19 protein-coding genes are annotated in these 24,496 nt (G+C 73.9%); 5 read left to right on the top strand and 14 right to left on the bottom strand.

From position 1 onward, the window contains the following. Nucleotides 1-85: 85 nt before the first annotated feature. Together ABZ898_RS01070 and ABZ898_RS01065 are read right to left on the bottom strand one after the other, a co-directional pair. Complete coding sequence (locus ABZ898_RS01070) at nucleotides 86-547, bottom strand: molybdenum cofactor biosynthesis protein MoaE (RefSeq protein WP_361651489.1); 462 nt, start codon at nucleotides 545-547, stop codon at nucleotides 86-88. A gap of 78 nt (nucleotides 548-625) precedes the next feature. Further along, on the bottom strand, nucleotides 626-1,753 hold the full coding sequence (locus tag ABZ898_RS01065; RefSeq protein WP_361651487.1) for an SDR family oxidoreductase: 1,128 nt from the start codon (nucleotides 1,751-1,753) through the stop codon (nucleotides 626-628). Nucleotides 1,754-1,944: 191 nt separating this feature from the next. On the opposite strand from ABZ898_RS01065, the gene ABZ898_RS01060 reads away from it, so the two are divergent. Then, entirely contained in the window at nucleotides 1,945-3,414 is a 1,470-nt protein-coding gene (locus ABZ898_RS01060; protein WP_361651485.1) for a zinc-dependent metalloprotease, read from the top strand. After that, nucleotides 3,411-3,932: an NUDIX hydrolase gene (locus ABZ898_RS01055; RefSeq protein ID WP_361651483.1), complete on the top strand. Its 522-nt coding sequence runs from the start codon at nucleotides 3,411-3,413 to the stop codon at nucleotides 3,930-3,932. Before ABZ898_RS01060 ends, ABZ898_RS01055 begins: the two co-directional genes overlap by 4 nt. A gap of 103 nt (nucleotides 3,933-4,035) precedes the next feature. Here ABZ898_RS01055 and ABZ898_RS01050 read toward each other — a convergent pair whose 3' ends face one another. The 4 genes from ABZ898_RS01050 to ABZ898_RS01035 form a co-directional block, all read right to left on the bottom strand. Continuing rightward, on the bottom strand, nucleotides 4,036-4,791 hold the full coding sequence (locus tag ABZ898_RS01050) for an AIM24 family protein (RefSeq protein WP_361651481.1): 756 nt from the start codon (nucleotides 4,789-4,791) through the stop codon (nucleotides 4,036-4,038). A 17-nt stretch (nucleotides 4,792-4,808) separates the two neighbouring features. Continuing rightward, nucleotides 4,809-5,489 (bottom strand): AIM24 family protein, encoded by a 681-nt coding sequence (locus ABZ898_RS01045; RefSeq protein WP_361651479.1) that lies wholly within the window; start codon nucleotides 5,487-5,489, stop codon nucleotides 4,809-4,811. A gap of 11 nt (nucleotides 5,490-5,500) precedes the next feature. Continuing rightward, entirely contained in the window at nucleotides 5,501-7,111 is a 1,611-nt protein-coding gene (locus tag ABZ898_RS01040; protein ID WP_361651478.1) for a TerD family protein, read from the bottom strand. A gap of 111 nt (nucleotides 7,112-7,222) precedes the next feature. Next, nucleotides 7,223-7,789 (bottom strand): M48 family metallopeptidase, encoded by a 567-nt coding sequence (locus ABZ898_RS01035; RefSeq protein ID WP_361651476.1) that lies wholly within the window; start codon nucleotides 7,787-7,789, stop codon nucleotides 7,223-7,225. A gap of 239 nt (nucleotides 7,790-8,028) precedes the next feature. Between ABZ898_RS01035 and ABZ898_RS01030 the strand changes: the two genes are divergently transcribed. Together ABZ898_RS01030 and ABZ898_RS01025 are read left to right on the top strand one after the other, a co-directional pair. After that, nucleotides 8,029-9,288 (top strand): TOMM precursor leader peptide-binding protein, encoded by a 1,260-nt coding sequence (locus tag ABZ898_RS01030; protein WP_361651474.1) that lies wholly within the window; start codon nucleotides 8,029-8,031, stop codon nucleotides 9,286-9,288. Beyond that, nucleotides 9,281-10,699 carry an AarF/ABC1/UbiB kinase family protein gene (locus ABZ898_RS01025; RefSeq protein ID WP_361651472.1) on the top strand — a complete coding sequence of 473 codons (1,419 nt, stop codon included), beginning with the start codon at nucleotides 9,281-9,283 and terminating at the stop codon, nucleotides 10,697-10,699. The genes ABZ898_RS01030 and ABZ898_RS01025 overlap by 8 nt, the downstream gene beginning before the upstream one ends. Nucleotides 10,700-10,861: 162 nt before the next feature. Here the strand turns inward: ABZ898_RS01025 and ABZ898_RS01020 are convergent, their stop codons facing one another. The 4 genes from ABZ898_RS01020 to ABZ898_RS01005 form a co-directional block, all read right to left on the bottom strand. Further along, on the bottom strand, nucleotides 10,862-11,188 hold the full coding sequence (locus ABZ898_RS01020) for a hypothetical protein (protein WP_361651471.1): 327 nt from the start codon (nucleotides 11,186-11,188) through the stop codon (nucleotides 10,862-10,864). An 11-nt stretch (nucleotides 11,189-11,199) separates the two neighbouring features. Then, a complete protein-coding gene (locus ABZ898_RS01015; protein WP_350744648.1) occupies nucleotides 11,200-11,577 on the bottom strand; it encodes a WhiB family transcriptional regulator in 378 nt (125 codons plus the stop codon). Nucleotides 11,578-11,749: 172 nt separating this feature from the next. After that, on the bottom strand, nucleotides 11,750-12,067 hold the full coding sequence (locus ABZ898_RS01010; protein WP_361651469.1) for a hypothetical protein: 318 nt from the start codon (nucleotides 12,065-12,067) through the stop codon (nucleotides 11,750-11,752). 138 nt (nucleotides 12,068-12,205) lie between these two features. Beyond that, complete coding sequence (locus tag ABZ898_RS01005; RefSeq protein ID WP_361652253.1) at nucleotides 12,206-14,494, bottom strand: ATP-dependent DNA helicase UvrD2; 2,289 nt, start codon at nucleotides 14,492-14,494, stop codon at nucleotides 12,206-12,208. A gap of 135 nt (nucleotides 14,495-14,629) precedes the next feature. On the opposite strand from ABZ898_RS01005, the gene ABZ898_RS01000 reads away from it, so the two are divergent. After that, the gene (locus tag ABZ898_RS01000) at nucleotides 14,630-14,887 is read left to right on the top strand and encodes a mycoredoxin (RefSeq protein WP_361651468.1); all 258 of its coding nucleotides are present in this window, start codon (nucleotides 14,630-14,632) and stop codon (nucleotides 14,885-14,887) included. 60 nt (nucleotides 14,888-14,947) lie between these two features. On the opposite strand, the gene nudC is transcribed toward ABZ898_RS01000, so the two are convergent. From nudC to ABZ898_RS00980, 4 genes are all read right to left on the bottom strand, one after another. Further along, a complete protein-coding gene (gene nudC / locus ABZ898_RS00995; RefSeq protein WP_361651467.1) occupies nucleotides 14,948-15,892 on the bottom strand; it encodes an NAD(+) diphosphatase in 945 nt (314 codons plus the stop codon). A gap of 155 nt (nucleotides 15,893-16,047) precedes the next feature. Continuing rightward, the gene (locus ABZ898_RS00990) at nucleotides 16,048-17,451 is read right to left on the bottom strand and encodes a dipeptidase (protein ID WP_361651465.1); all 1,404 of its coding nucleotides are present in this window, start codon (nucleotides 17,449-17,451) and stop codon (nucleotides 16,048-16,050) included. 10 nt (nucleotides 17,452-17,461) lie between these two features. After that, nucleotides 17,462-20,872, bottom strand: coding sequence for an ATP-dependent DNA helicase (locus ABZ898_RS00985; protein WP_361651464.1), 3,411 nt, complete (start codon nucleotides 20,870-20,872; stop codon nucleotides 17,462-17,464). A gap of 96 nt (nucleotides 20,873-20,968) precedes the next feature. Next, nucleotides 20,969-24,373: an ATP-dependent DNA helicase gene (locus ABZ898_RS00980; RefSeq protein WP_361651462.1), complete on the bottom strand. Its 3,405-nt coding sequence runs from the start codon at nucleotides 24,371-24,373 to the stop codon at nucleotides 20,969-20,971. Between the last annotated feature and the right edge of the window lie 123 nt (nucleotides 24,374-24,496).

Raw genomic sequence — 24,496 nt, 5'->3', positions numbered from 1 at the left:
TCGCAGAGACAACGCTCACGCCCGGGGTGCGGTTACGCAACCGGAGCACCCGATGGGCCGAACGTCACCGGCGTGCCCGCGCGGGTCAGCAGGCGCCGACCCATTCCTCGGTGCCGTCGGAGAAGCGCTGGTGCTTCCAGACCGGCACCTCGTGCTTGATGTCGTCGATCAGCTTGCGGCAGGCCTCGAACGCCTCGGCGCGGTGCGGGCAGGACACTCCGACGACGACCGCGAGGTCACCGACGGCCAGGTCACCCACCCGGTGGACGGCCGCCAGGGCGCGCACCGGGTACTCCGCGGCGACCTTCTCCGCGACCCGGCGCATCTCCTCGGTGGCGGAGGGGTGGCAGGAGTAGCCGAGGGCGTCGACGTCCGCGCCGCCGTCGTGGTTGCGCACGGTGCCCACGAACAGCGAGATGCCGCCCGCCGCCTCGTCCCCGAGGGCGGCGTACACCTCGTCCACCGAGAGCGGCGTGTCCCGGATGCCGATCAGCTTGATGGGACTGGGGGCCGCCTGCTCACCGGGGTGTTCGTTCGTGAGTGCCATGCCTCCATGGTGCCGCACGCCGTGCGGCGGGTCGCGGAGGAGGCGGCCGCGACGCCCGGCGGGCGGGCGCCGGCGGCGTCAGATGCGGCGCCGCGCCTTGCGGGCCCGGCGCACCACCGCCGCCGCGCCCAGCAGGGCCACGGTCGCGCCCGCCGCGCCGGCCGCCGTGGCGTCCTTGCGGCCGAGCCTGCGTCCGGCGACCGTGTGCCGGCCGGAGACCTCCTCCAGCAGTTCCGCGAGGACCTCCTCGTTCGTCCAGCGCGGCCGCCACCCGGCCGAGTGCAGCCTGCTGCCGCTGACCACCCAGGGGTACATCGTGTACGCCAGGTCGCCCGCCGGGGACGGGGTGAGCCCGATGCGGTGCAGCCGGGCGGCGGCGCCCAGGGCGACCGCGGAGGGCAGCTCCATGCGCCGGATGCCGCTCAGCTCCTCGACCTCCTCCTGCTCCAGCCAGCCGTCGCAGCCGACGGCGAGTTCCCCGTCGACCTTCTCCAGCACGGCGTACTCCAGCGCCGAGCACAGGTCGTCGACGTGGCAGAACTGCCAGGCGGGCCGCGAGTCGGCGACCACGAGCAGCCGGGGGGACTCGAAGTACCTGGTCAGCGCGGTGTCCGTGCCGCCGACCAGCAGGGCGGGGCGGACCACGGTGACGTTCAGGCCGGGGTGCGCGCGGGGCGCGCGGCGGGCCAGCCGCTCGATCTCCAGCAGGTCGGCGACCCCGGTGGCCTCGGCGGTCGCGCGCAGCTCGGCGTCCTCCGACAGCGGCAGCTCGTTGTCCGGCAGGGCGCCGTAGACCATGGCGGACGTGCACAGCACGACCCGGTGCACCCCGGCGGCGGCCGCGGCGGTCAGCACGGTCTGGGTGCCGCGCACGTTGTAGGCGGTGCGGGCGGCCGCGTCGCTGCCGAGGTCCAGGTCGAGGGCCAGGTGCACGACGACGTCGGCGCCGCGCAGCTTCTCCGCGATCGCCGGGTCCCGCACGTCCAGGATGTGCCACTCGGCCCCGGCGCACTCCCCGCGCCGCTCGTCGATGGCGACGACCTGCCGGATCTCCTCCGACGCCGCCAGCCGCTCGGTCAGCAGCGCGCCGATCCCGGTGGCGGCGCCGGTGACCGCGACGACGGGCCCGCGGGCGGCGGGCGAGGGCGATGCGGGCGGAGATGAGGGGTTTCGCGCTGCGCGAACCTGCGGATCTGGGGAACTCACCGGGCGTCTCCAGCGGTTGTCTTCAGTACGAGCGCGGACGACGCGCCCGTACCAGGTGCATCCATCCTGCCGCAGCCCATCTGTGGGCGAAGCACCGAGGCCCTATCCGGTCCGGGTGTCTACGCTGGGTGGTGAAGTCGGGCAGCCGCGCCGCCGGAGAGAACCGGTGGCCTTACCAGCCGAGGAACCCCGTGAGTGACACCCCATTCGGATTCGGCCTTCCGCCGGAGGAGCCGGACGACGGCGACGAGGGCAAGAAGAAGGACCAGCAGAGCGGTGGTGGGCAGGGACCGGCCAACCCGTTCGGTTTCGGCGGTCTGCCGGGAGCCGGTGGCTTTGGCGGCCCCGGCGCCGACAACCCGCTCGCCGCGATGTTCGGCTCCCTGAACCCCAACGACTTGGGCGCGGCGTTCCAGCAGCTCGGCCAGATGCTCTCCTACGAGGGCGGCCCGGTGAACTGGGACATGGCCAAGCAGATCGCCCGCCAGACGGTCGCGCAGGGCACCCAGGACGGCGTCAAGGACGCGAGCGTCGGTGCTTCCGAGCGCTCCGCGGTCCAGGAGGCCGTGCGCCTGGCCGACCTGTGGCTGGACGACGCGACCTCGCTGCCCTCCGGCGCGAACACGGCCGTGGCCTGGTCGCGCGCGGAGTGGGTCGAGGCGACCCTGCCGGCCTGGAAGGAACTGGTCGACCCGGTCGCCGAGCGGGTCGGCGCGGCCATGGGCGACGTCCTGCCGGAGGAGATGCAGGCCATGGCGGGCCCGCTGATCGGCATGATGCGTTCGATGGGCGGCGCCATGTTCGGCACCCAGATCGGGCAGGCGGTCGGCGTGCTCGCGGGCGAGGTCGTCGGTTCGAGCGACATCGGCCTGCCGCTGGGCCCCGCGGGCAAGGCCGCGCTCCTCCCGGTCAACATGGAGGCGTTCGGCAAGGACCTGGGCGTCCCGGCGGAGGAGGTGCGGCTGTACCTCGCCCTGCGCGAGGCGGCTCACCAGCGTCTGTTCGCACACGTGCCGTGGCTGCGCTCGCACCTGTTCGGCGCGGTCGAGGGGTACGCGCGCGGGATCAAGGTCGACACCGCGAAGCTGGAGGACGTGGTCGGCCAGTTCGACCCGCAGAACCCCGAGCAGCTTCAGGACGCGCTGCAGCAGGGCATGTTCCAGCCCGAGGACACGCCCGAGCAGAAGGCGGCCCTGGCCCGGCTGGAGACGGCGCTCGCCCTGGTCGAGGGCTGGGTGGACGCGGTGGTCCACGCGGCCGCGAAGCCCCGGCTGTCCTCCGCCGACGCGCTGCGCGAGACGCTGCGCCGCCGTCGCGCGAGCGGCGGTCCGGCGGAGCAGACCTTCGCCACGCTGATCGGTCTGGAGCTGCGCCCGCGCCGGCTGCGCGACGCCTCCCGCCTGTGGGCCTCGCTCACGGACGCGCGCGGCGTGGACGGCCGGGACGACCTGTGGCACCACCCGGACATGCTGCCGACGGCCACCGACCTGGACGACCCGGACGGCTTCGTCCACCGCGAGCAGATGGACTTCTCCGAGCTGGACAAGATGCTCGGCGAGGCCGCGGGCGGCGGCGTCCAGAAGCCCGACCTGAAGAAGGACGGGAACAAGGGCGAGGACGAGAACAAGGGCGACGAGACCATGGGCGACGAGACCGAGTGAGCCTGTACGACGACGCGGTCCTCGTGCTCAAGGGGTACGAGGACCAGCCCGAGCTGCGTGACGCCTACCTGGCCCACCTGGCCGCCCACCCGGACGGCATGTGGAAGTCCTGCCACGCGGGTCACCTCACGGCCAGCGCCCTGGTGATCGACCCGGAGCACGGCCGGGTGCTGCTCACCCTGCACAAGAAGCTGCGGATGTGGCTGCAGATGGGCGGCCACTGCGAGCCGGGCGACACCTCGGTGGCGGCCGCGGCGCTGCGCGAGGCGACGGAGGAGTCCGGCATCGGCGGTCTGACCCTGCTGCCCGGCGGCCCGGTCCGGCTGGACCGCCACCCGATCCCGGCGCCCTGCCACTGGCACCACGACGTGCAGTACGCGGTCCTGGCCCCGCGCGGCGCCGAGCACGCGATCAGCGACGAGTCGCTGGACCTGCGCTGGTTCGGCTACGACGAGGTCGCCGGCGTGGCCGACGACTCGGTGGTGCGGCTGCTGGAGGCCACCCGCGCCCGGCTCTGAGCGCGGCCCGTGCGTGAGCGGGAGAGGCCCGTACGTGAACGGGTGCGGCTCTTACGTGAACAGGTGAAGGGCGGCCGCCGGCGCGGCCGCCCTTCGCGTGCCGTCAGCTCCAGACGTTGCCCTGGTTCTGCCCGCGCGCGCCCTGCTGGCCCATGCCGAACTGGGCCGCGACTCCGCCGCCGATCTGCGCGTGCTGCGGCGGCAGCAGTTCGCTGGGCTGCACCAGGGCGAACCCGGAGCCCATGAAGCTCAGCTCCCAGCCCTCTCCGGTGCTGCCGCGCCGCCGCCACACCCCGGCGGAGTGGGTCTGCGCCTGCATCTGCACCCGCAGCGAGGTGGACCAGGCGACGATGGCGTCCGCGTCGCAGTTGACGTAGCGGTCGGGCGTGACCCGCATCAGCAGGGGCGCGCCGGACGTCATCAGGGCGACCTTGCCACGGCCGGTGATGTTGAGCTGGTACTTCCCGGAGCCGGAGATGCCGTAGAGGCTGTCCACGGCGATGACCTCGTGGTGCAGCGAGGAGTCCATGGCGAGGACGTAGGAGCTGTCGACCGTCAGGCCGTCCTGCTCGACGTCCAGGAGGTGGACGTGCTGGGCGAGGTTGGCGAGGTAGACGGTGCCCTGGCCGTGGCAGCGCATCAGGTCCAGGCCCTCGCCGGTGTGCGCCCGTGCCCGGCGCCGGCCCTGGCCCTGGTACTCGGCGTCGAACTCGACCATGCCCTGGTAGGCGACCATGGTGCCCTTGCGGGCGAGCAGGTCGTCGTGACCCTGCAGGGTGACGCGGAGCATCTGCGCGTTCTGCAGGCTCCAGCGTTCCTGGGTCTGGATGTCGTTGTGCGCGAAAAGCGGGCTCTGCATGGTGTCGGTTCTCCCCCTCAGCCCCGGAACCGGAGGCGGTCGGTGCTGTCCTCGCTGGGCTGCACGACGACGATGCCCTGCCCGGAGAAGGCCATCTGGTACGCCTCGCCGCTGCCCCGGCCGATCAGCGACTGCGCCTTGAAGCTGCGCTTGCCCTTCACCTTGAGGTTCGGGGACCACGCCACGAGCGCGTCCGGGTCGACGTAGGTCTCGTCCTCGCCACCGCCGCAGTCCACGACGATGGGGGTGCCGCGCGAGGTCAGCGCGACCCAGCCCTGCCCGGAGATCCGGGTGTTCCACAGGCCCTGACCGGCGAACTTGGCGAGGCCCTTGACCCGTTCGACGCTCCAGGTGAGCCCGGCGTCGAAGGCGAGCAGGTTGGTGGCGTTGACGGAGATGCCGTCGCCGTTGAGGTTGATCACGACGACGTCGGCGCCGTAGTCGGCGAGGTAGAGCAGGCCGTCGCCGGAGCACTTCATCAGCGGGGCGCCCTCGCCGGTCATCCAGTCGCGGGCGATCTGGCGCACGGCGGGCGGGTTGGGCTCGTACTGGATGAAGCCCTCGTAGGCGATCATCGAGCCCACGCGGGCGAGGAGGTCGTTGCCGGTCTGCAGGGCGACCTTCAGCATGTGGCTGCCGTGGTTCTCCATGCGGGCGGTGACGGGTGCGGGGGCGAAGCCCGCGAGCGGCTGGTTCATGACGGGCTCCCTCAGACCTCGTACGGCTGGACGACGATGAAGTTGCCGGGCGCGCCCCGGAACTGAAGGTTCACGCTCTCCCCGGTGTCGCCCGCGTAGGAGTTGCGGCGCATCCGGACCTGGCTGGAGACGATCACCTGCGAGGCCGCGGACCAGGCGACGACGGCGTGGCAGTCGGCGAAGGTCGTGGGCGTCACGGGCAGCACGACGGGCGTGCCGTGGGTCTTGACGACGAGCGTGCCGGTGCCCTGGAACTGCATGGTGAACAGCGCTCCGCCGGGGATGCCGTGGCCCTCGATACGGCGGACCTCGTACTGGAGGCTCTCGTCGAAGGCGAGGACGTTCTCGGCGGAGACGCAGATCGCGTCGCCCTGGAGCTCGATGGGGTGGAGGTGGGTGGACTCGTCGGCGAGGAAGACCTGACCCTGGCCGGTGCAGCGCATCAACTGCATCTCCTGGCCGGTGGCGTTGCCCACGATCCGCCCGGCGAATCCGGCGCCCTTGTAGTTGAAGTCCACCTTGCCCTGGTAGAGCACCATGCTGCCCTGCCGGGCCAGCACCGGCTGGCCGCCCGCGCCGAGGTCGACGCGGATCAGCTTCTCGTTCTGCTGGGTCCAGCGCTGCCCGGTGGGCGCCTCCTTGAACTTCTGGAGCGCGGCGCTCACTCCGGCCGGTCCCTGGGGCGTGCCCTGGGGGACGCCGTAGGACGGGGTGGCCTGGCCGGGGACCGAGGCGTATCCGGGGGGCATGGGGGCGGTGGGCGGCTGCCCGCCGTGGGAGGGCTGTCCGCCGTGGGAGGGCGTGGGGCCGTAGCCGGGCGGCAGCGGCGCGGCCGGGGGCAGGCCCGGGCCCGGTGCCAGGGGCGCGCCCGGCGGGGCCGGGTGGCCGTGGGCCGCGGGCGGCGGGACGGTCCCGGCGGGCGGGGTCAGGGGTTCGACCAGGGTGGGCGCCGCGTGCACGTCGGGCCGGGGCGCCGGGGGCGGGGCGAACGCCTGGGGAGCAGGGGGCGTGGCCGGTCCGGAGGGGACCGCGAAGGCGGGCGGCGCGAAGCCGGGGGCGGCGGGCTCCGGCTGGGCCGGGGCGGGCGTCTCTTCCTCCTCCACCTCGCCGCCGAAGTTCTTCAGCAGGGCCTCCAGGCCACCGTCGAAGCCCTGTCCGACCGCGGCGAAGCGCCACACGTCCTTGAGATAGAGGTCGCCCAGCATGACGGCCCGCTCGGTGGAGAACTCGGCGCCGGTGAAGGAGTACCGCGCCACCTCCTCGCCGCCCGCGACGATGCGCAGATAGCCGGGCGCGATCCGGGACATCTGTCCGTCGCCGTCGATGGTCGCGGTGAACGACAGCTTGTGGATCTGCGCCGGAATCCGGTCCAGCGTGACCCGGAACGACTCGGTGTCGCCGGCCTGCGCGCCCAGGAGCTGGATGGACTCCTCGGGCGACTTCGGCTGGTTGAAGAAGACGAAGTACCGGTCGTCGGAGAGGCGTTCGTCGGCGTCGAGGCCGAAGCAGGTGATGTCGAAGCTCAGTCCGGGAGCGGAGATCTGCACACCCACGTACAGATCCGTACCCGCGGTGAGGTCAATGATCCTGGCCTTGTGGCCGCGTTGGAATTCCCTGGACATACGTTACGTCCGTCCCCCGTCCCGAAAGCTAGTACGTCGCGTCAGGCTAACCGCAAATACCGACATCGGCCTCAGCCGGTACACACCCGGTACAGAACCGCGTCCCGGTGCTCACACCTCCTCGTCGTCGGTGTCCTCGGGCAGCCGTGCGGCGGCGGCCACGCCCTCCAGATAGCCGCGGGCCCGCTCGGTGCGCGGGTACGGCTCCAACAGCGCCCAGAAGTCCGGTCCGTGACCGGGCACCAGCAGGTGCGCCAGCTCGTGGCAGAGCACGTAGTCGACGACGTACTCGGGCATCGACCGCAGCCGGTGCGAGAGCCGGATGGTGCCCTCCGCAGGGGTGCACGAGCCCCAGCGGGTGTTCTGGTTGGTCACCCAGCGCACCGAACTGGGCTTGGCCCGGCCCTCGAAGTACCGCCGGGACAACCGCTCGGCGCGCTCGGTCAGCCCGGCGTCCCCGCCGGGCGCGGTCCGCCTGGCCTCCTTGGCGGCGAGCCGGTCGAGCATGGCGGTGACCCACCGCCGCTCCTCCGCCTTCGACATGCGGGCGGGGATCAGGACGACGGTGCGGTCGCCGTCGCGGTACGCGGAGACGGTCCGGCGGCGCCGGTCGCTGCGGCGGACCTCGACGGGGCCGTGCGCGGTGGACGGCTGCTGTTCGGCGGGTTCGATGGGCACGCTCCGAAAGTACCCGCCCGCACCGACGACGGGCCGGACCTGTGGACAGCCGGTTCACCCTCCGGGCAGCTCGTACGACGATCACCCCGTGCCTGTGGACAACTCTCGGCACGCTTTCCGGAACCCGGCCATGCTGGCTGTCGTCGGAGCGAGCGGGACCGGCTCGGCCGACGTATGCGAGGGAAGAACGGACGCATGCCCGGCCGGGCGTGCGCGAGACCTGGGAGACGGGGGCCGTCATGCATCCGATGGTGAAGCCGGCGCTGCGGCGCGGCTGGCGCGATCTCGGCACCGTGCAGTTCGGCATGACCCCGGCGCACGCGATCACGCTGGGCCCGGTGGATCTGGCCACGGCCGGCTTCCTCGACCTGCTCGACGGCACCCGCGACGTACCGCTGCTGCGGGAGGAGGCCCGGCGGCTGGACCTCCCGGAGGGGCACGCCGACCGGCTGGTGCGGCGGCTGGGCCGGGCCGGGCTGCTCGACGACACGCGGGACCGCTCCCCGGCCGCGACCGCGCTGCGGGAGAGAGGGGAGGCGTTGGAGCGGCTGCGCCCGGATCTCGCCTCGCTGTCGCTGACCACGGCGAAGCCGGGCGGGGCGCTGGCCCGCCTCGCCGCCCGGCGTGCTCTGCGGGTGCGGGTCCTCGGCGCGGGCCGGGTGGGTTCCGTGCTGGCGGCGCTGCTGTCCGGGGCCGGGGTGGGCGAGGTCGACGTGCGCGACACCGGCCGGGTGCAGGCGTGGGACGTGGCGCCCGGCGGGCTGCCGGCCGAGGCGGTGGGCGAGCGGCGGGACGAGGCGGCTCGCACGGCCGTGCGCCGCGCGGCCCCGGACCGGCCGCCGCGCCGGGTCCGCGGTGGCCGGCTCTCCGCTCCCGGCCCGGACGAGCCGGGCCTGTCCCTGGTGGTGCTCGCGCCGCGCGACGACGTGGCGGTGCACGCGCCGGACCCCTTCCTCGCCGAGCCGTTCATGATCTCCGGGACCCCGCACCTCTACGCGGGCGTGGTGGAGGGCACGGGTGTGGTCGGGCCGCTGGTGCTGCCGGGCCGGACGGGGTGCGCGGGCTGTCTCCAGCAGCACCGCACCGACGAGGACCCGGCGTGGCCCCGGCTGATCACCCAGTGGCGCTCCGGCAGGGCGCGCCGGGTGGGCGCCTGCGATCTGACCCTGGCCACGGCGGTGGCGGGGCTTGCCGCGGCCCACGCGTTGAGCTTCCTCGACGGGGCCTCCCCGGCCGCCACCGGCACCCGCTGGGAGGCGTCTCTACCCACTCTGACCTGGGAGGCTCGCCCCGTCGCCCCGCATCCGGCATGCGGCTGCGGGGCGAAGGAGAGAAGGAGGGGAAGCACCCCGGCACGCACCGGGGAGAAAGCCGAGGGGGAGCACTCCTCAACGCGAGGGCTGCCGCGCGCGACAATGGCGGTGCAACGGCCGTCGGCCGAGCGGCGACGCGAGACCGGCGCGGCGCGGCCGACAGGGACTTGGAGGGCGCATGTCTGATCTTCCCCGGAAGGCGGTCACCCGGACCGCGAAGCTCGCCGCGCTCCCGCTCGGCTTCGCCGGCCGGGCCACCTGGGGGCTGGGCAAGCGGATCGTGGGCGAGTCGGCGGAACTCGTCGGCCGGGAACTTCAGCAGCGGACGGCCGAGCAGCTCTTCAAGGTCCTCGGTGAGCTGAAGGGGGGCGCGATGAAGTTCGGGCAGGCCCTGTCCGTCTTCGAGTCCGCGCTGCCCGAGGAGGTCGCCGGGCCCTACCGCGCCGCGCTGACCAAGCTCCAGGAGGCCGCGCCCCCGATGCCGACCCGCACGGTGCACGCGGTGCTGGCGGAGCGGATGGGCGAGGACTGGCGTGAGCTGTTCCTGGAGTTCGAGGACAAGCCCTCGGCGGCGGCCTCCATCGGGCAGGTGCACCGGGCGGTGTGGCGCGACGGCCGGGAGGTGGCGGTCAAGGTCCAGTACCCCGGCGCCGGTGAGGCCCTGCTGTCGGACCTGAACCAACTCAGCCGCTTCGTCCGCCTGTTGGGGCCGCTGATCCCCGGCATGGACATCAAGCCGCTGATCGCGGAGCTGAAGGACCGCGTCTGCGAGGAGCTGGACTACGAACTGGAGGCGCAGGCGCAGGCCGCGCACGCGGCGGAGTTCGCGGACGACCCTGACGTGCTGGTCCCGGCGGTGGTGCACCAGTGCGACCAGGTGCTGGTGACCGAGTGGATCGACGGCATCCCGATGTCGGAGGTCATCTCCGGCGGTACGGAGGAACAGCGCGACCGGGCCGGGCAGTTGCTGGCGCGTTTCCTCTTCTCCGGTCCGGCCCGCACCGGTCTGCTGCACGCCGACCCGCATCCGGGCAACTTCCGGCTGCTGCCGGTGGGACCGGACGGCGCGGACGGCTGGCGCCTCGGTGTACTGGACTTCGGGACGGTCGACCGGCTCCCCGGCGGGCTGCCCTCGCCGATCGGGGTGGCGCTGCGGATGACGCTGGACGGAGACGCCGAGCCGGTCTACGAGATGCTGTGCGAGGAGGGCTTCATCAAGGAGTCCATGGATCTGGACCCCGACGCCGTCCTCGACTACCTGCTGCCGATCATCGAGCCCGCCCAGGTGGACACCTTCACCTTCACCCGCTCGTGGATGCGCGGCCAGGCGGCCCGGGTCGCCGACCCCCGCTCCCCCGCGTACCAGCTCGGCAAGCAGCTCAATCTGCCGCCGTCGTATCTGCTGATCCACCGGGTGACGCTGAGCACCATCGGTGTGCTGTGCCAGCTGGGGGCGACGGTCCGGCTCCGGGAGGAGCTGGAGGAGTGGCTGCCGGGCTTCGGTCCGGACGCGGCGCGGACGGAGCCAGGCGAGGAGGAGGCCGCCGTGGCCGACGGTGAGGAGGAACTGGCGGAGGCGCCCGCGGCGGAGGCGTAAGCGCAGGCGGGAGGCGGGCGTCGGGCGTCGGGTTCGTCGCCCGGCACGCCCAGGGGGCCGGTCCGTTCGGCCGGACCGGCCCCCTGGGGAAGTCTTCGCCTCCCCCTGAAGGGGAGGCCACCGCTTCGGGTGGGTGCGCTCGGTGCGCGTCGAGGGCGGCGCCTACTGCATGACGGCGACGGCGAGCGCACGGCGGGCGCGCAGCGAGGCGCGCTCGGCCCGGCGCTGCATCCGCCGCGCGGTGACCAGGCTCACGGCCCGGCGCTCCCGCTGAGCGTCGTGCAGGCGCTCGTGCATATGCGCACGAGCGAGGGCTTCTGGGATGAGTTGCATCTCTCGGGTCCTGTTCTTCTGGCGCGAGCCTGTCACGCCACGGGTGTCGAGGTCTGGGGTCGCCGAGCCGGTGGGCTCGCTGGTGGACGGCTTCATCGGGGCCTGCTTCTTGGGGTCGTGCGTGAGGGGACGGTCGATCGTTCCTGCGGTGTTCATGCCGGCGATGTTCATGCCGTGACCGGGTTCTTGCGCGGGCGGCCTCGGGGCCGCTTCCGGGCGACGACGACACCCTGGACGAACAGCTCCCCGCCCCAGACGCCCCACGGCTCGCGCCGCTCCTTGGCGCCGGCGAGGCAGGCCTCGACGAGCGGGCAGGTGCGGCAGAGCGACTTGGCGTACTCGACGTCGGCCGGCGACTCGGCGAAGAAGACCTCCGGGTCGTAGGAACGGCAGGGGACGGGCACGCCGAGGTTCTCGATGGCGTCGTCGAGCGCGGTGAGCGCGGTGAGCGCGGTGAGGGGGAGCAAGGCGGGGTCCTCCGTGGAGCCGAGCTGAGTGATCGCTTGTGAGGGCGGTACTGACGGGGCGTGCGCTTCGAGTTGCACGGGGTGTTTTCCTCGTCTGGTCGTCCGGCCTGTGGACCGGGTGTCGGCTGGGTACCGGGTTCTTCTCTTGTCCCGTGGCGCCTTCTGGTGTTCTCCCTGTTCGGGGAAAACAGAAGGGCCGCGGTTCCCGGATGGGGTTCCGCGGCCCTGAAGGCGCCTGCCTGATCGGCGATCAGGCTGGATCACTCCAGGGTTCTGGCCCACGGAAGGCCCACATCTGGGGGTGCTGCGTCTGCTTCCGGAATCCGGCACCGGTCGCCGTGAAGGCATAGGCGCCCTGCGCCTGTGCCTCTACCGCTGCCAGTGCCTTGGTCGGTCGCTCGTTGCGCTCACGGACGGGAAGATCCGCGAGGTGCAGGGAGGACGCCGGGCGGTCGGCACGGATGCCGGACAGACCGGTGGCCTGGGAGGGAGCGCCGAACACGCACAGGGAGACGGCCGGACGATCGGTCATGTGGACCGGGCTGATGATGGTCTGGATGCTGATCACTGGGCTCGCCTCCTCTCGGCGCTTGGGGACCGGTGGAACCGGTCGTCGGATAAAGAAGTACAGCACGGAATCACAGCCTTCGAGAAGGCCGCCGTTTCCGTGCCTAGAACCTATGGGGATTCGCGGCGCGGGCGCAAACTATTTTTCCGACGAGTTCCGATCAATCGTCGAAGCGGTGCCCAATGGGTCCGCACCGACTTCCTGACCTGCGCAGATGGCCAGAACGTCGGGGCCGTAGCGGCGCAGCTTGCGGTCCAGGACGCCGGGGATGCGGGAGAGTTCGGCGGCGCAGTCGGGCCGGGTCTCGGCGATCGCCATGAGGGTCCGGTCGGTGAAGACGCAGAAGTCCGGCTGCCCGCTCTGCCCCGCTTCGAGGGCCCGCCAGGCGCGCAGGCGCTCGTACAGCCCCTCGTCCATGTCGGAGGGGCAGTCCTCGCACCGCATCAGCTTCATCTCGCCCGCGTCGGTGAGGGTGCGTCCGCAGACCCGGCAGCGGGCCGGGGTGCGCTGGGCGCGCCGGGGGGCGGCCGGGAGGCCGCCGAGGGTGCCGCGCTCGACGCCGCCGGCGCCGGTCGCGGCGCGGCCCACGGTGGCGGTGGAGCCGGGGCGCAGTCCGTCCAGGAAGCGGCTCGGCTTCCGGCCCGCCCTGCCGCCGGGTGAGCGGGCGAGGGACCAGGAGAGGTGGAGGCTCTCCCGCGCGCGGGTGACGCCGACGTAGAGGAGGCGGCGTTCCTCCTCGATCTGCTCGTCGGTCCTGGCGTAGGTGATGGGCAGCATGCCCTCGGCGACGCCGACCAGGAAGACGGCGTCCCACTCCAGGCCCTTGGCGGCGTGCAGGGAGGCGAGGGTGACGCCCTGGACGGTCGGGGCGTGCTGGGCACTGGCCCGTTCGTCCAGTTCGGCGACCAGGTCGCCGAGGGTGGCCCCCGGGTGGGCGGCGCTGAAGTCGTGGGCGAGGGCGACCAGCGCGGCCAGCGACTCCCAGCGTTCGCGGACGGCGCCGGAGCCGGCCGGGGGTGCGCTGCTCCAGCCCTCGCCGGAGAGCACCGCGCGCACCTGGGAGGGCAGGTCGACCGCCTCGTCCAGCAGGGAGTCGTTGCCGCCGAAGCGGGCGGCGGCGCGCAGGGCGACGCCCGCCTTGCGCACCTCGGGCCGGTCGAAGAAGCGCTCGGCGCCGCGCAGCTGGTAGGGAACGCCGGCGTCGGCGAGGGCCTGCTCGTAGGTCTCGGACTGGGAGTTGGTGCGGAACAGGACGGCGATCTCGGCGGCCGGGGTCCCGGCGGCGATCAGCTCGCGGATGCGGCGGGCGGCGCCCTCGGCCTCGGCGGGCTCGTCGGTGTACTCGGTGTAGACGGGTTCGGGTCCGGCGGTGCGCTGGGAGACCAGTTCCAGCCGGTGGTCGGCGGCGCGGCCGTGGGCCTGGGCGAGCAGGCCGTTGGCGAGGCGGACCACCTGGGGGGTGGAGCGGTAGTCGCGCACGAGCTTGACGACGGTGGCACCGGGATGGCGCAGCCGGAAGTCGAGGAGATGGTCGGGCGTTGCGCCCGTGAACGAGTAGATCGTCTGGCTGGCGTCGCCCACGACGCACAGGCTGTCGCGCTCGCCGAGCCAGAGTTCGAGCAGCCGCTGCTGGAGCGGGCTGACGTCCTGGTACTCGTCCACGACGAAGTGCTGGTACTGGGCGCGTACCTGGTCGGCGATGTCGTGCCGGTCCTGGAGGACGGCGACGGTGAGCAGCAGCACGTCCTCGAAGTCGATGACGGAGCGGTCGCGCTTGAGGTTCTCGTAGGCCGCGTAGAGGTGGGCGATCTCGGCCGGATCGCGCGGGGTCTCGCGGCCGGCCTTCACTGCCGCGTACGGATAGTCGGCCGGGACGGTCTGGGTGACCTTGCACCACTCGATCTCCGCGGTGGCGTCCCGCAGCTCGCCCCGGTCCAGGCGCAGCCCACAGGCGGCGGCCGCGTCGGCGACGAGCTGGATCTTGCGGTCGGCCAGGCGGGGCATGCCGCCGCCGATCGCCTTCGGCCAGAAGTACTGGAGCTGGCGGAGCGCGGCGGAGTGGAAGGTGCGGGCCTGCACGCCCTGGGCGCCGAGCTGGCGCAGCCGGCCGCGCATCTCGCCCGCGGCGCGGTTGGTGAAGGTGACGGCGAGCACGCTGGAGGGCGCGAGGAGGCCCGAGCGCACCCCGTAGGCGATCCGGTGGGTGATCGCGCGGGTCTTGCCCGTGCCCGCTCCGGCCAGGACGCACACCGGCCCGTGCAGGGCGGTGGCGACCTCGCGCTGCTCGGGGTCGAGCCCTTCGAGCACCGCGTCGGCCGACTCCGGGGTCCGCGGGAAGAGGGGGGAGGACGTTGCTGCTGTCACACAGCCATGCTGCCAGGTCGTCCGGGACCGCCGCGTCGGTTGTCCACAGGCGGGCTCCGACAGTCGTACTTATGCGGCGGGGGTCACAGCGTCCGGTGCGGCGGGGGTCACACCGGCGGGAATTCGTACCCGCTCCCGCACGTTTGCCCTGTGCACGACGTAGAGACGTACCCCCCGGCCGCCTGAGGAGCGCGAGACATGCAGGGCACTGTGACGATGTACAGCACGACTTGGTGCGGTTACTGCCGACGGCTGAAGGGCCAGCTCGACCGGGAGGGCATCCCCTTCACCGAGATCAACATCGAGCACGACCCCGAGTCCGCCGCGTTCGTGGAGAAGGCGAACGACGGCAACCAGACGGTGCCGACCGTGCGTGTGGTGCCCTCCGCGGGCGGCTCCGAGGTCGTCATGACCAACCCGAGCCTCGCCCAGGTGAAGCAGGCGCTCGGCGCCTGACCTCTGCCTGACGGAAGAACCCCGGCCGCCCTGTCCACGGGCGGCCGGGGTTCTTCGCGTCTAGAAAGCGCTCCGGGTCGGCAGCGGCTTGCCGTACCACATCTCGATCAGCCGGGCGGCGATCGAGATGCCGTAGGGCGGCAGCACCTCGCCGGACTCGAAGGCGGCGCCCAGTTCGTCGCGGGAGAACCAGCGGGCCTCCTCGATCTCCTCGCCGTCGGCGTCGATGTCCGTGGAGGTGGCGTGGGCGAAGAAGCCCAGCATCAGGCTGGACGGGAACGGCCAGGGCTGGCTGGCGATGTACTCGACCTCGCCGACCGTGATGCCCGCCTCCTCGAAGACCTCGCGGCGCACCGACTGCTCGATGGACTCGCCGGGCTCGACGAAGCCGGCCAGCGTGGAGAACCGGCCCTCGGGCCAGTGCACCTGGCGGCCGAGCAGGAGGCGGTCCTGCTCGTCGGTGACCGCCATGATCACGGCCGGGTCGGTGCGCGGGTAGTGCTCGGCGCCGCAGGCCTGACACCGGCGGATGTGCCCGGCGGCGGCGATGACGGTGCGCTCGCCGCAGCGGGAGCAGAAGCGGTGGGTGCGCTGCCAGTTCTCCAGGCCGACCGCGTGCACCATCAGCCCGGCGTCGCGCGGGGAGAGCAGCAGGCCCGCCTCGCGCAGCCCGGCGGGACGGGCGGACTGGTCGATGCGGCCGGGCAGCGAGTCCTTCTGGAGCGCGAAGTAGCTGACGCCGTCCTCGTCCTCGCCCAGGAAGTAGCGGTGGGCCTCGGTCAGCGGTGCCTCGAAGGAAGGGGTCATGACGAGTTCGGTACGCCCGTCGGGCGTCTCGTCGATGAGCACCTGGCCGCCGGAGACCACGAAACAGCGGGTCGAGGGGTGGCTCCACGCCGCCGCGAGCCAGGCTTCGTCGAGCCGGTGGTGGGCGGCCCGGTCGATGCCGCTCGGGGCGGTGAGCGAGATGGGTCGGTCAGCGGTGTGGTCGGTCCGGGTGGTCACTGGTGCTTCCAACTCCCCCAATGGAACGGTTCGGTTCGGCGGTCGGTCGTGCGGGACGTGAGACAGGGGCACCGCGGCCTGGGCGGGGGCGGCCGGGCCGGGCGGTCCTTCCAGTGTGCCCGTCGCGCGGCGCCGTTCCCGAACGGCGGGTCTCCTCAGGGGGCGGGACGCCAGTTCTCGGCGAGGTCGCTCCACAGGTGGGCGCCGGCCTCGACGCCCTTGAACAGCAGGTTCAGCTCGACCTTCTCGTTGGGCGCGTGCCAGCCGTCGGAGGGGACGGAGATGCCGAGGAAGAGGACCGGGGCGCCGAGCACCTCCTGGAGGTCGGCGGCGGGGCCGGAGCCTCCTTCGCGGGTGAAGCGCACCGGCTTTCCGAAGGCGCGGCCCATCGCGCGGGCCACGGACTCCAGCGCCGGGTGGTCGAGCGGGGTGAGGCAGGGCCGCGTACCGGGGCTGAACTCGGTCTCCAGCCGGATTCCGGCGGGCGCCTGCCGCTCGGCCCAGTCCCGCACGGCCTTCTCGACGGCGCCGAGGTCCTGGCCGGCGACGAGCCGGAAGGACAGCTTCACCACGGCCGAGGACGGGATGATCGTCTTGCTCCCGGCGCCCTGGTAGCCGCCGCCGATGCCGTTGACCTCGGCGGTCGGGCGGGCCCAGATCCGCTCCAGGGTGCTGTACCCGGCCTCGCCGTGGGCGGCGTGCGACTTGGCGGTGCGCAGCCACTCGGCCTCGTCGAAGGGCAGCTCGGCGAAGAGTTCCCGCTCGCGGTCGGTCAGCTCCACGATTCCGTCGTAGAAGCCGGGGACGGCCACCCGCCCGTGCTCGTCGTGCAGGGCGGCGACCAGGCGGGCGGCGGCGGTGGCCGGGTTGGGCACGGCGCCGCCGAAGGAGCCGGAGTGGATGTCCTGGTCGGGGCCGTACAGCCGGATCTCGCACTCGGCGAGGCCACGCATGCCGGTGCAGACGGTGGGGGTGTCCTCGGACCACATGCCGGTGTCGGAGACGATCACCGCGTCGGCGGCGAGCCGGTCGGCGTGCTCCTCGACGAGGGCGCGGAAGTTCGGGGAGCCGGACTCCTCCTCGCCCTCGATCAGCAGCTTGAGGTTGACGGCCGGGGTCTCACGGCCGGTCGCGGCGAGGTGGGCGCGGACGCCGAGTGTGTGGAAGAACACCTGGCCCTTGTCGTCGGCGGCGCCGCGCGCGTGGAGCCGGTCGCCGCGCACGACGGGCTCGAAGGGGTCGGTGTCCCAGCCGTCCTCGCGGGCGGCGGGCTGGACGTCGTGGTGGCCGTAGACCAGCACGGTGGGGGCCTCGGGGTCGTCCGAGGGCCATTCTGCGTAGACGGCCGGGGCGCCGGCGGTGGGCCAGACCTCGGCGACGGGGAAGCCGGTCTCGGTGAGTTTCGCGGCGAGCCAGTCGGCGCTGCGCCGGACGTCGGGCGCGTGTTCCGGCTGGGCGGACACGGACGGGATGCGCAGCCAGGCGGCGAGGTCGTCGAGGAAGGCGGCGCGGTGCCGCTCGATGTACGCGCGGACGGCGCTGTCCGGGGTCTGGCTCATGCTCACGAGCCTATCGGCCCGCGCGGACATCCTCGGCGGGCGGTTGGTCACACCCCGGCGTCCCCGTCGCCCCGGTTCGTTCCCCTTCGAGCAGGCGCGCGAGCTCCTCCCGGCCGGGCAGCGGGTCCGGGCGGTCGACCTCGCCGGTGCGCACGTACAGGAACGCGGCCGTGACCGATTCGGGCGGTACGCCCTGCTGCTCGGCCCAGGCCAGCCGGTAGACGGCGAGCTGGAGGGGGTCGGCGCCGCGCGTGCGGCCGGTCTTCCAGTCGAGGATCTCGTACGTGGCGTCCTGGCCCTCGCCGGTCCGGTAGACGGCGTCGATCCGGCCGCGTACGACCCGTCCGGCGAGGGTGAGCTGTACGGGGACCTCGACCCGGTAGGGCGTGCGCCGGGCGTACTCGGTGCGCTCGAACGCTTCCTTGAGGGCTTCGAGGTCGGCCTCGTCGGCGATCTCGGCGTCGGTGCCCGGCAGGTCGTCCGGGTCCAGCAGGGGCAGCGTCAGCTCCTCGTAGCGGGACTCCACCCAGGCGTGGAAGCGGGTGCCGCGGCGTGCGGCGGGCTGCGGGGGGCGCGGCATGGGGCGCGCGAGTTCCTGCGCGAGCCCGTCGGGGTCCTCGGCCAGCCGGAGCATCTGGGTGGCGGTGAGGACGGCGGGCAGCGGTACGTCGATGACGCTGCGGCGGGCGCGCATCAGTTCACCGGCGAGGGCGTCGAGGTCCCGGTCCCAGGAGGCCACGGCGCGGGCCTCCTCCGGGGTGAGCGGCTCGGGAGCGGACGCCTGGTGCGGGACGGACACGGGTGGGCGGTCGCCGCTCAGCCACTCCTGGTCGCCGGGCTCGTCGAAGGCGTCGTAGGGCTCGTCGTCCTCCGGTGGCTCGGTGGGCCACTCGGGGTCGTCGTACGGTACCGGGGCGGCGGGCGGGGTGCTCAGGTGGGCGCGGACGGCGCGGGCGGCCCGGTGGCGGCGTTGCAGGGCGAGGTCGTCCAGGGGCAGCGGCCACGCCTGCTCGGCGGTGCCGGTGTGCAGGGCGGGGTTCTCCTCGTCCTCCTCGGGCGCGTCCGCCCACACCTCGGTCTCGCCGTACCCGGCGGCGCAGTGGTCGTGGAGGGCCTGGAGGAAGTCGGAGGGGCCGCGCGGCTTCTTCTGGCTGGGTCCCCACCAGTGGCCGGAGCCGAGCAGCAGGGAGCGGGGGCGGGTGAAGGTGACGTAGCCGAGGCGGAGCTCCTCGGTGTGCTGGTGCTCCTTCATGGCCTCGTGGAAGCCCTTGATCCCCTTGGCGTCCCAGGAGTCGACGTCGGGCAGGGTGGCGGTGTCGCCGCGCAGGGCGTGCGGGAGCACCTTGGCCTGCGCGGTCCACTTCTCGCGCCCCTGGCCGCTGGGGAAGGTGCCCTTGACCAGGCCGGGGACGGCGACCACGTCCCACTCCAGCCCCTTGGACTTGTGCGCGGTGAGCACCTTGACGGTGTTCTCGCCGCCGGGCAGCGCGTTGTCGAGGCCCTTCTCGTACTGGGCGGCGGTGCGCAGGAAGGCGAGGAAGGCCAGCAGGGTGGCCTCGCCGTCGCCCGCGGCGAAGGAGGCGGCGACGTCGAGGAAGTTGGACAGGGTCTCGCGGCGGCGGGCGGCCAGCGCGTGCGGGGACGCCGACAGCTCTACCTCCAGGCCGGTGACGGCGAGCACCCGGTGCAGCACGTCCATCAGCGGGTCGGACAGGCTGCGGCGCAGGTCGCGCAGCTCGGCGGCGAGGCGGGCGAAGCGCACGCGCGCGTCCGGGGAGAACGGCAGGTCGTCGTCGTACCCGTCGGTGCCGAAGGAGGTCTCCAGGAAGGTGTCCAGGGCGTCCGCGAGCGAGGTGACCTCGGAGGGGTCGACGCCTTCCACGGCCTCGGCGAGCCGGCGGTCGGGGTCGTCGTCGCCGTCCACGCGCGCGTGGGCGACGAGCAGCCGGGCGCGGCGGCCGAGCAGCGCCAGGTCGCGCGGGCCGACGCGCCAGCGCGGGCCGGTGAGCAGCCGGACCAGGGCGGCGTTGGCGCCGGGGTCCTGGAGCACCTCGCAGACGGCGACCAGGTCGGCGACCTCGGGCAGGTGCAGCAGCCCGGACAGCCCGACGACCTCCACCGGCACGTCACGGGCGACCAGGGCTCCCTGGATCTCCGCGAAGTCGGTGGCGGTGCGGCACAGGACGGCGATCTCGCCGGGCGGGGTGCCGGTGCGCACGAGGTGGGCGAGGGAGTCGGCCAGCCAGTCGATCTCCTCGGCGTGGGTGGGCAGCAGGGCGCAGCGGACCAGGCCGTCGCGCTCGGCGCCGGGGGCGGGCCGGAGTGCCTCCACGCCCGCGTGCATGGCGCGCAGGGGCTCCGCGAGGCCGTTGGCGAGGTCGAGGAGGCGGCCGCCGCTGCGCCGGTTCTCGCTGAGCGCCTGCCGGGCGGCGGGGGTGCCGTCGGCGCGGGCGAAGTGCTCGGGGAAGTCGTCGAGGTTGGCGACGGAGGCGCCGCGCCAGCCGTAGATGGCCTGACAGGGGTCTCCGACGGCGGTGACGGGGTGGCCGGTGCCCTGGCCGAAGAGGCCGGCGAGCAGGACGCGCTGGGCGACGGAGGTGTCCTGGTACTCGTCCAGCAGGACGACCCGGAACTCCTCGCGCAGCAGGCGGCCCACCTCGGGGATGCGGGCGAGGCGGGCCGTCAGGGCGATCTGGTCGCCGAAGTCGAGCAGGTCGCGGGCGCGTTTGGCGGCCCGGTAGCGCTGGACGAGCCCGGCGAGTTCGCCGCGCGCGGCGAGGGTCTCGGGGACCTTGCGCAGGTCGGCGTTGCTGAGCTTCACCCCGGCCAGGGTGGTCGTCAGATCGGCGTCCCAGACGCGCAGCTCCTCGGGGCCGACCAGGTGCTCGGACAGCTCGGAGTCGAGGGCGAGCAGGTCGGTGACGAGGTCGGCGAAGGAGCGGGTCAGCGCCGGGTACGGGCCCGGCGCCTCGCGCAGCACGCGCGCGGCGAGCTGGAAGCGGGTGGCGTCGGCGAGCAGCCGGGAGCTGGGCTCCAGGCCGAGGCGCAGGCCGTGGTCGGTGAGGAGGCGTCCGGCGAAGGCGTGGTACGTCGAGATGACGGGCTCGCCGGGCGGGTTGTCGGGGTCGATCGCGTCCGGGTCGGTGATCCCGGCCTTGATCAGCGCCTTGCGGACGCGTTCGGCGAGTTCGCCGGCCGCCTTGTTGGTGAAGGTCAGGCCGAGCACCTGCTCGGGGGCGACCTGGCCGGTGCCGACCAGCCAGACCACGCGCGCGGCCATCACGGTGGTCTTGCCCGAACCGGCCCCGGCCACGATCACCTGCGGGGCGGGCGGCGCGATGATGCAGGCCGTCTGCTCCGGGGTGAACGGGATGCCGAGCAGCTCTTTGAGCTGTTCGGGGTCGGTGAGGTGCGCGGGCATGCGGGGAAGGCTAGCGGCGGGCGCCGACAACCGGACGCCTGGCCTGTGGAAAGCGCAGGTCAGCGAGGTGCGGTGGTGCCGTACGTCACTCCGCCGTCACTCCACGACCTGCCGCCCCTCGGGGCGGGCGCTGCACGAGGCGCGGAACGAGCAGTGGGCGCAGTGCTGGCCGGTGGTGGGGGTGAACCGTTCGTCCAGCACCTTTCCGGCGGCCGTGGCGAGCAGGTCTCCGACCCACTCCCCCTCCAGCGGCTCCTGGGCCTGCACCTTGGGCCGCGTCTCGCCGCCGTCCTTCTTCGCCGCGCCCTGCCGGAGCTGGACGAGTTCGGCGCCGCCGGGCTCGGGGCGGGCGCCGCCGAAGGCGTCGTCCACGGCGCCCTCGGCCACGGCGAGCTGGTAGACGGCGAGCTGGGGATGGCGGGCGACCTCGGCGGCGGTGGGGGTGTTCTTGCCGGTCTTGAAGTCGACGACGTAGGCGCGTCCGTCGCCGTCGGTCTCGACGCGGTCCATCTGGCCCCGGATGCGGACCTGGTACTCCCCGGCCTCCAGGGTCACGTCGAAGTCCCGCTCGCTGGCGACCGGGGTGCGGGCGGCGCGGTCCAGGACGTGCCAGTTCAGGAAGCGTTCGAGCGCCGCGCGGGCGGTCTCCTTCTCCTGGGCGGACTTCCAGGGCGCGTCGAAGGCGAGCGCGTTCCAGACCGAGTCCAGGCGTTCCATCAGGACGTCGAGGTCGGCGGGGGTGCGGCCGGAGGCGACCTCGTCGGCGAGGACGTGGACGACGTTGCCGAAGCCCTGGGCCGCCGTGGCGGGCGCGTCGGCCTTCACCTCGCGGCCCAGGAACCACTGGAGGGCGCAGGTGTTGGCGAGCTGGTCCAGCGCGCTGCCGGAGAGCACCACGGGCTGGTCGCGGTCGCGCAGCGGCACCTTGCTCGCGGTCGGCTCGTACATCCCCCACCAGCGGTCGGGGTGCGCGGCGGGCACCAGCGGGCGGCCGTCCTCGTCGGCGAGCGCGGCGAGCCGGGCCAGCCGGTGCGCGGCGGCGTCCCTGAGGGCGTCCGAGACGTCCGGGTCGACGGTGGTGGCGCGCAGCTCGGCGACGAGCGCGGCGACCGCGAGCGGGCGGCGCGGGCGGCCGGTTATGTCGCGGGGCTCCACGCCCAGCTCGGTCAGGAACCGGGACGGCTGGTCGCCGTCGTCGGCGGGCGCCTTCACGGCGGTGACGACGAGCCGGTCCCGCGCGCGCGTGGCGGCCACGTAGAACAGCCGCCGTTCCTCGGCGAGCAGGGCGCCCGGGGTCAGCGGCTCGGCGAGGCCGTCCCGGCCGATCCGGTCGGCCTCCAGCAGGGAACCTCGGCGGCGCAGGTCGGGCCACAGCCCCTCCTGCACACCGGCGACGACGACGAGCCGCCACTCCAGGCCCTTGGAGCGGTGCGCGGTCATCAGGCGGACGGCGTCGGGGCGTACCGCGCGCCGGGTGAGGGTGTCGGCGGCGATGTCCTCGGCCTCGGTCTCCTCCAGGAAGTTCAGCGCGCCGCGTCCCCCGGTGCGCTCCTCCGCGCGGGCGGCCGTGGCGAACAGCGCGCAGACGGCGTCCAGGTCGCGGTCGGCGTTGCGGCCCGCCGCTCCCCCGCGCCGGGCGGCCCGCTCCAGCCTGCTGGGCCAGGGCGTGCCGTTCCACAGCGTCCACAGCGCCTCCTCGGCGGTGCCGCCCCCGGCGAGGCACTCGCGCGCCCTGCGCAGCAGCGCGCCCAGCCGCTGCGCTCCGCGCGCGTAGGCCGGGTCGTGCGCGACGAGCCGCTCGGGCTCGGCGAGGGCCCGCGCGAGCAGCACGTCGGACGGCGCGGGCAGGGCCTGTCCCGCGGCGCGCTCCTCCTCCCGCAGGGCTCGCCCGAGCCTGCGCAGGTCGGCGGCGTCCATGCCGCCGAGGGGAGAGGCGAGCAGGGTCGCGGCGGTCTCGGCGTCCAGCCAGGACGCGGGGGTACCGGCCTCGGCCGCACCCGCCGGGCCGGCCTCAGACTCCTCCTCGCCAGCACCCTCGATCGCCTCCTCGGGAGCGCCCTCGGCCTCCGTGTCCGCCGTCCCCGCGCCGAAGGCCCCGGCGGGGCCCGTCTCCGCGAGTGCCACCGCGCGCAGCGCGGTCAGCAGCGGGGCCACCGAGGGTTCGTGCCGCAGGGGGAGGTCGTCGCCGTCGATGTCGAGGGGGACGCCCGCCGCCGTGAGGGCACGGCGCAGGGTCGGGATGGTGCGGGAGCCCGCGCGGACGAGGATCGCCATGTCGTTCCACGGGACGCCGTCCTCCAGGTGGGCGCGGCGGACGATGTCGGCGATGTTGTCCAGCTCGGTGCCGGGCGTCGGGTAGGTGTACACCTCCACCCGGCCGCCCTCGCGGACGGCCGTCGGCTCGCGGTGGACGCGGAGCTTCTCGGCGGGGAGCTGGGACAGCGGCATGCGCCGGGTGATCCGCCGGGTCGCTTCCAGCAGGTCCGCGCCGGAGCGGCGGGAGGTGCGCAGCACCTCGACGGGGGCGGGGGCGCCGTCCGCCCGCGGGAAGGCGGCGGGGAAGTCGAGGATGCCGTTCACGTCGGCGCCCCGGAAGGTGTAGATCGACTGGTCGGGGTCGCCGAAGGCGACCAGGGTGCGGCCGCCCCCGGCCAGCGCGTGCAGCAGCCGCACCTGGGCCGGGTCGGTGTCCTGGTACTCGTCGACGTACACGGCGTCATAGGACGCGGCGAGGCGCTCGGCGACCTCGGGGCGGTTCGCGAGGAGCACCGCGCGGTGGACGAGCTCGGCGTAGTCGATGACGCCCTGGAGGTCGATCACGTCGAGGTACTCGGCGAGGAAGGCGGCCGCCGCCTGCCAGTCGGGCCGGCCGGTGCGGCGCGCGAAGGAGGCGAGCGCGCCGGGCGCGAGCCCCAGCTCGCGGCTGCGCGCGAGGACCGCGCGGACCTCGTCGGCGAAGCCGCGCGTGGTGAGGCAGGCCCGCAGGTCGTCGGGCCAGCGCACGTGCGTGAGCCCGAGCCGCTCCAGTTCGGGCTGCCCGGCGAGCAGCTCGCGCACGGTGACGTCCTGCTCGGGGCCGGAGAGCAGCCGCAGCGGTTCGGCGAAGCGGTCGCCGTCCTGGTGGGCGCGGACCAGGGCGTAGCAGAAGGAGTGGAAGGTGGTGGCGCGGGGCGCGTGGGCGGCGCCCATGCGCCGGGCCATCCGGTCCCGCAGCTCGACGGCGGCCTTGCGGCTGAAGGTCAGCACGAGGACGCGCTCGGGGTCGCCGCCGCGGGCGACGCGCGCGGCGACGGACTCGACCAGGGTGGTGGTCTTGCCGGTGCCCGGCCCGGCGAGGACGAGCAGCGGCCCGGACCGGTGGCCGATGACCGCGCGCTGGGCGTCGTCCGGGCGGGGCGGCGGCGTCCGGTCGGGCGGGGTGCGCACCAGCCGGTAGGCACCACCGGGCGCCTGCCGGCCCTGGGGGTGCGGCAGGCGCCTCGCGGAGGATGTGGTGCTCACGTGGTTCGCCGGTCCTGGTGGTGGTGCGGGGTGGTCGTACGGGGTGGTGGCGTGGTCGTTCTGCGGGGTGCTGCCGTGATCGTCGTACGGGCGTGGCGGGGCGGGCCGCCGCCCTGTCCGCCC

It is taken from the genome of Streptomyces sp. NPDC046860 (assembly GCF_040645115.1).
Lineage (GTDB): Bacteria > Actinomycetota > Actinomycetes > Streptomycetales > Streptomycetaceae > Streptomyces.
Note: the sequence above shows the minus strand (reverse complement) of the source record. Positions and strands in the feature narration are given on the sequence as shown.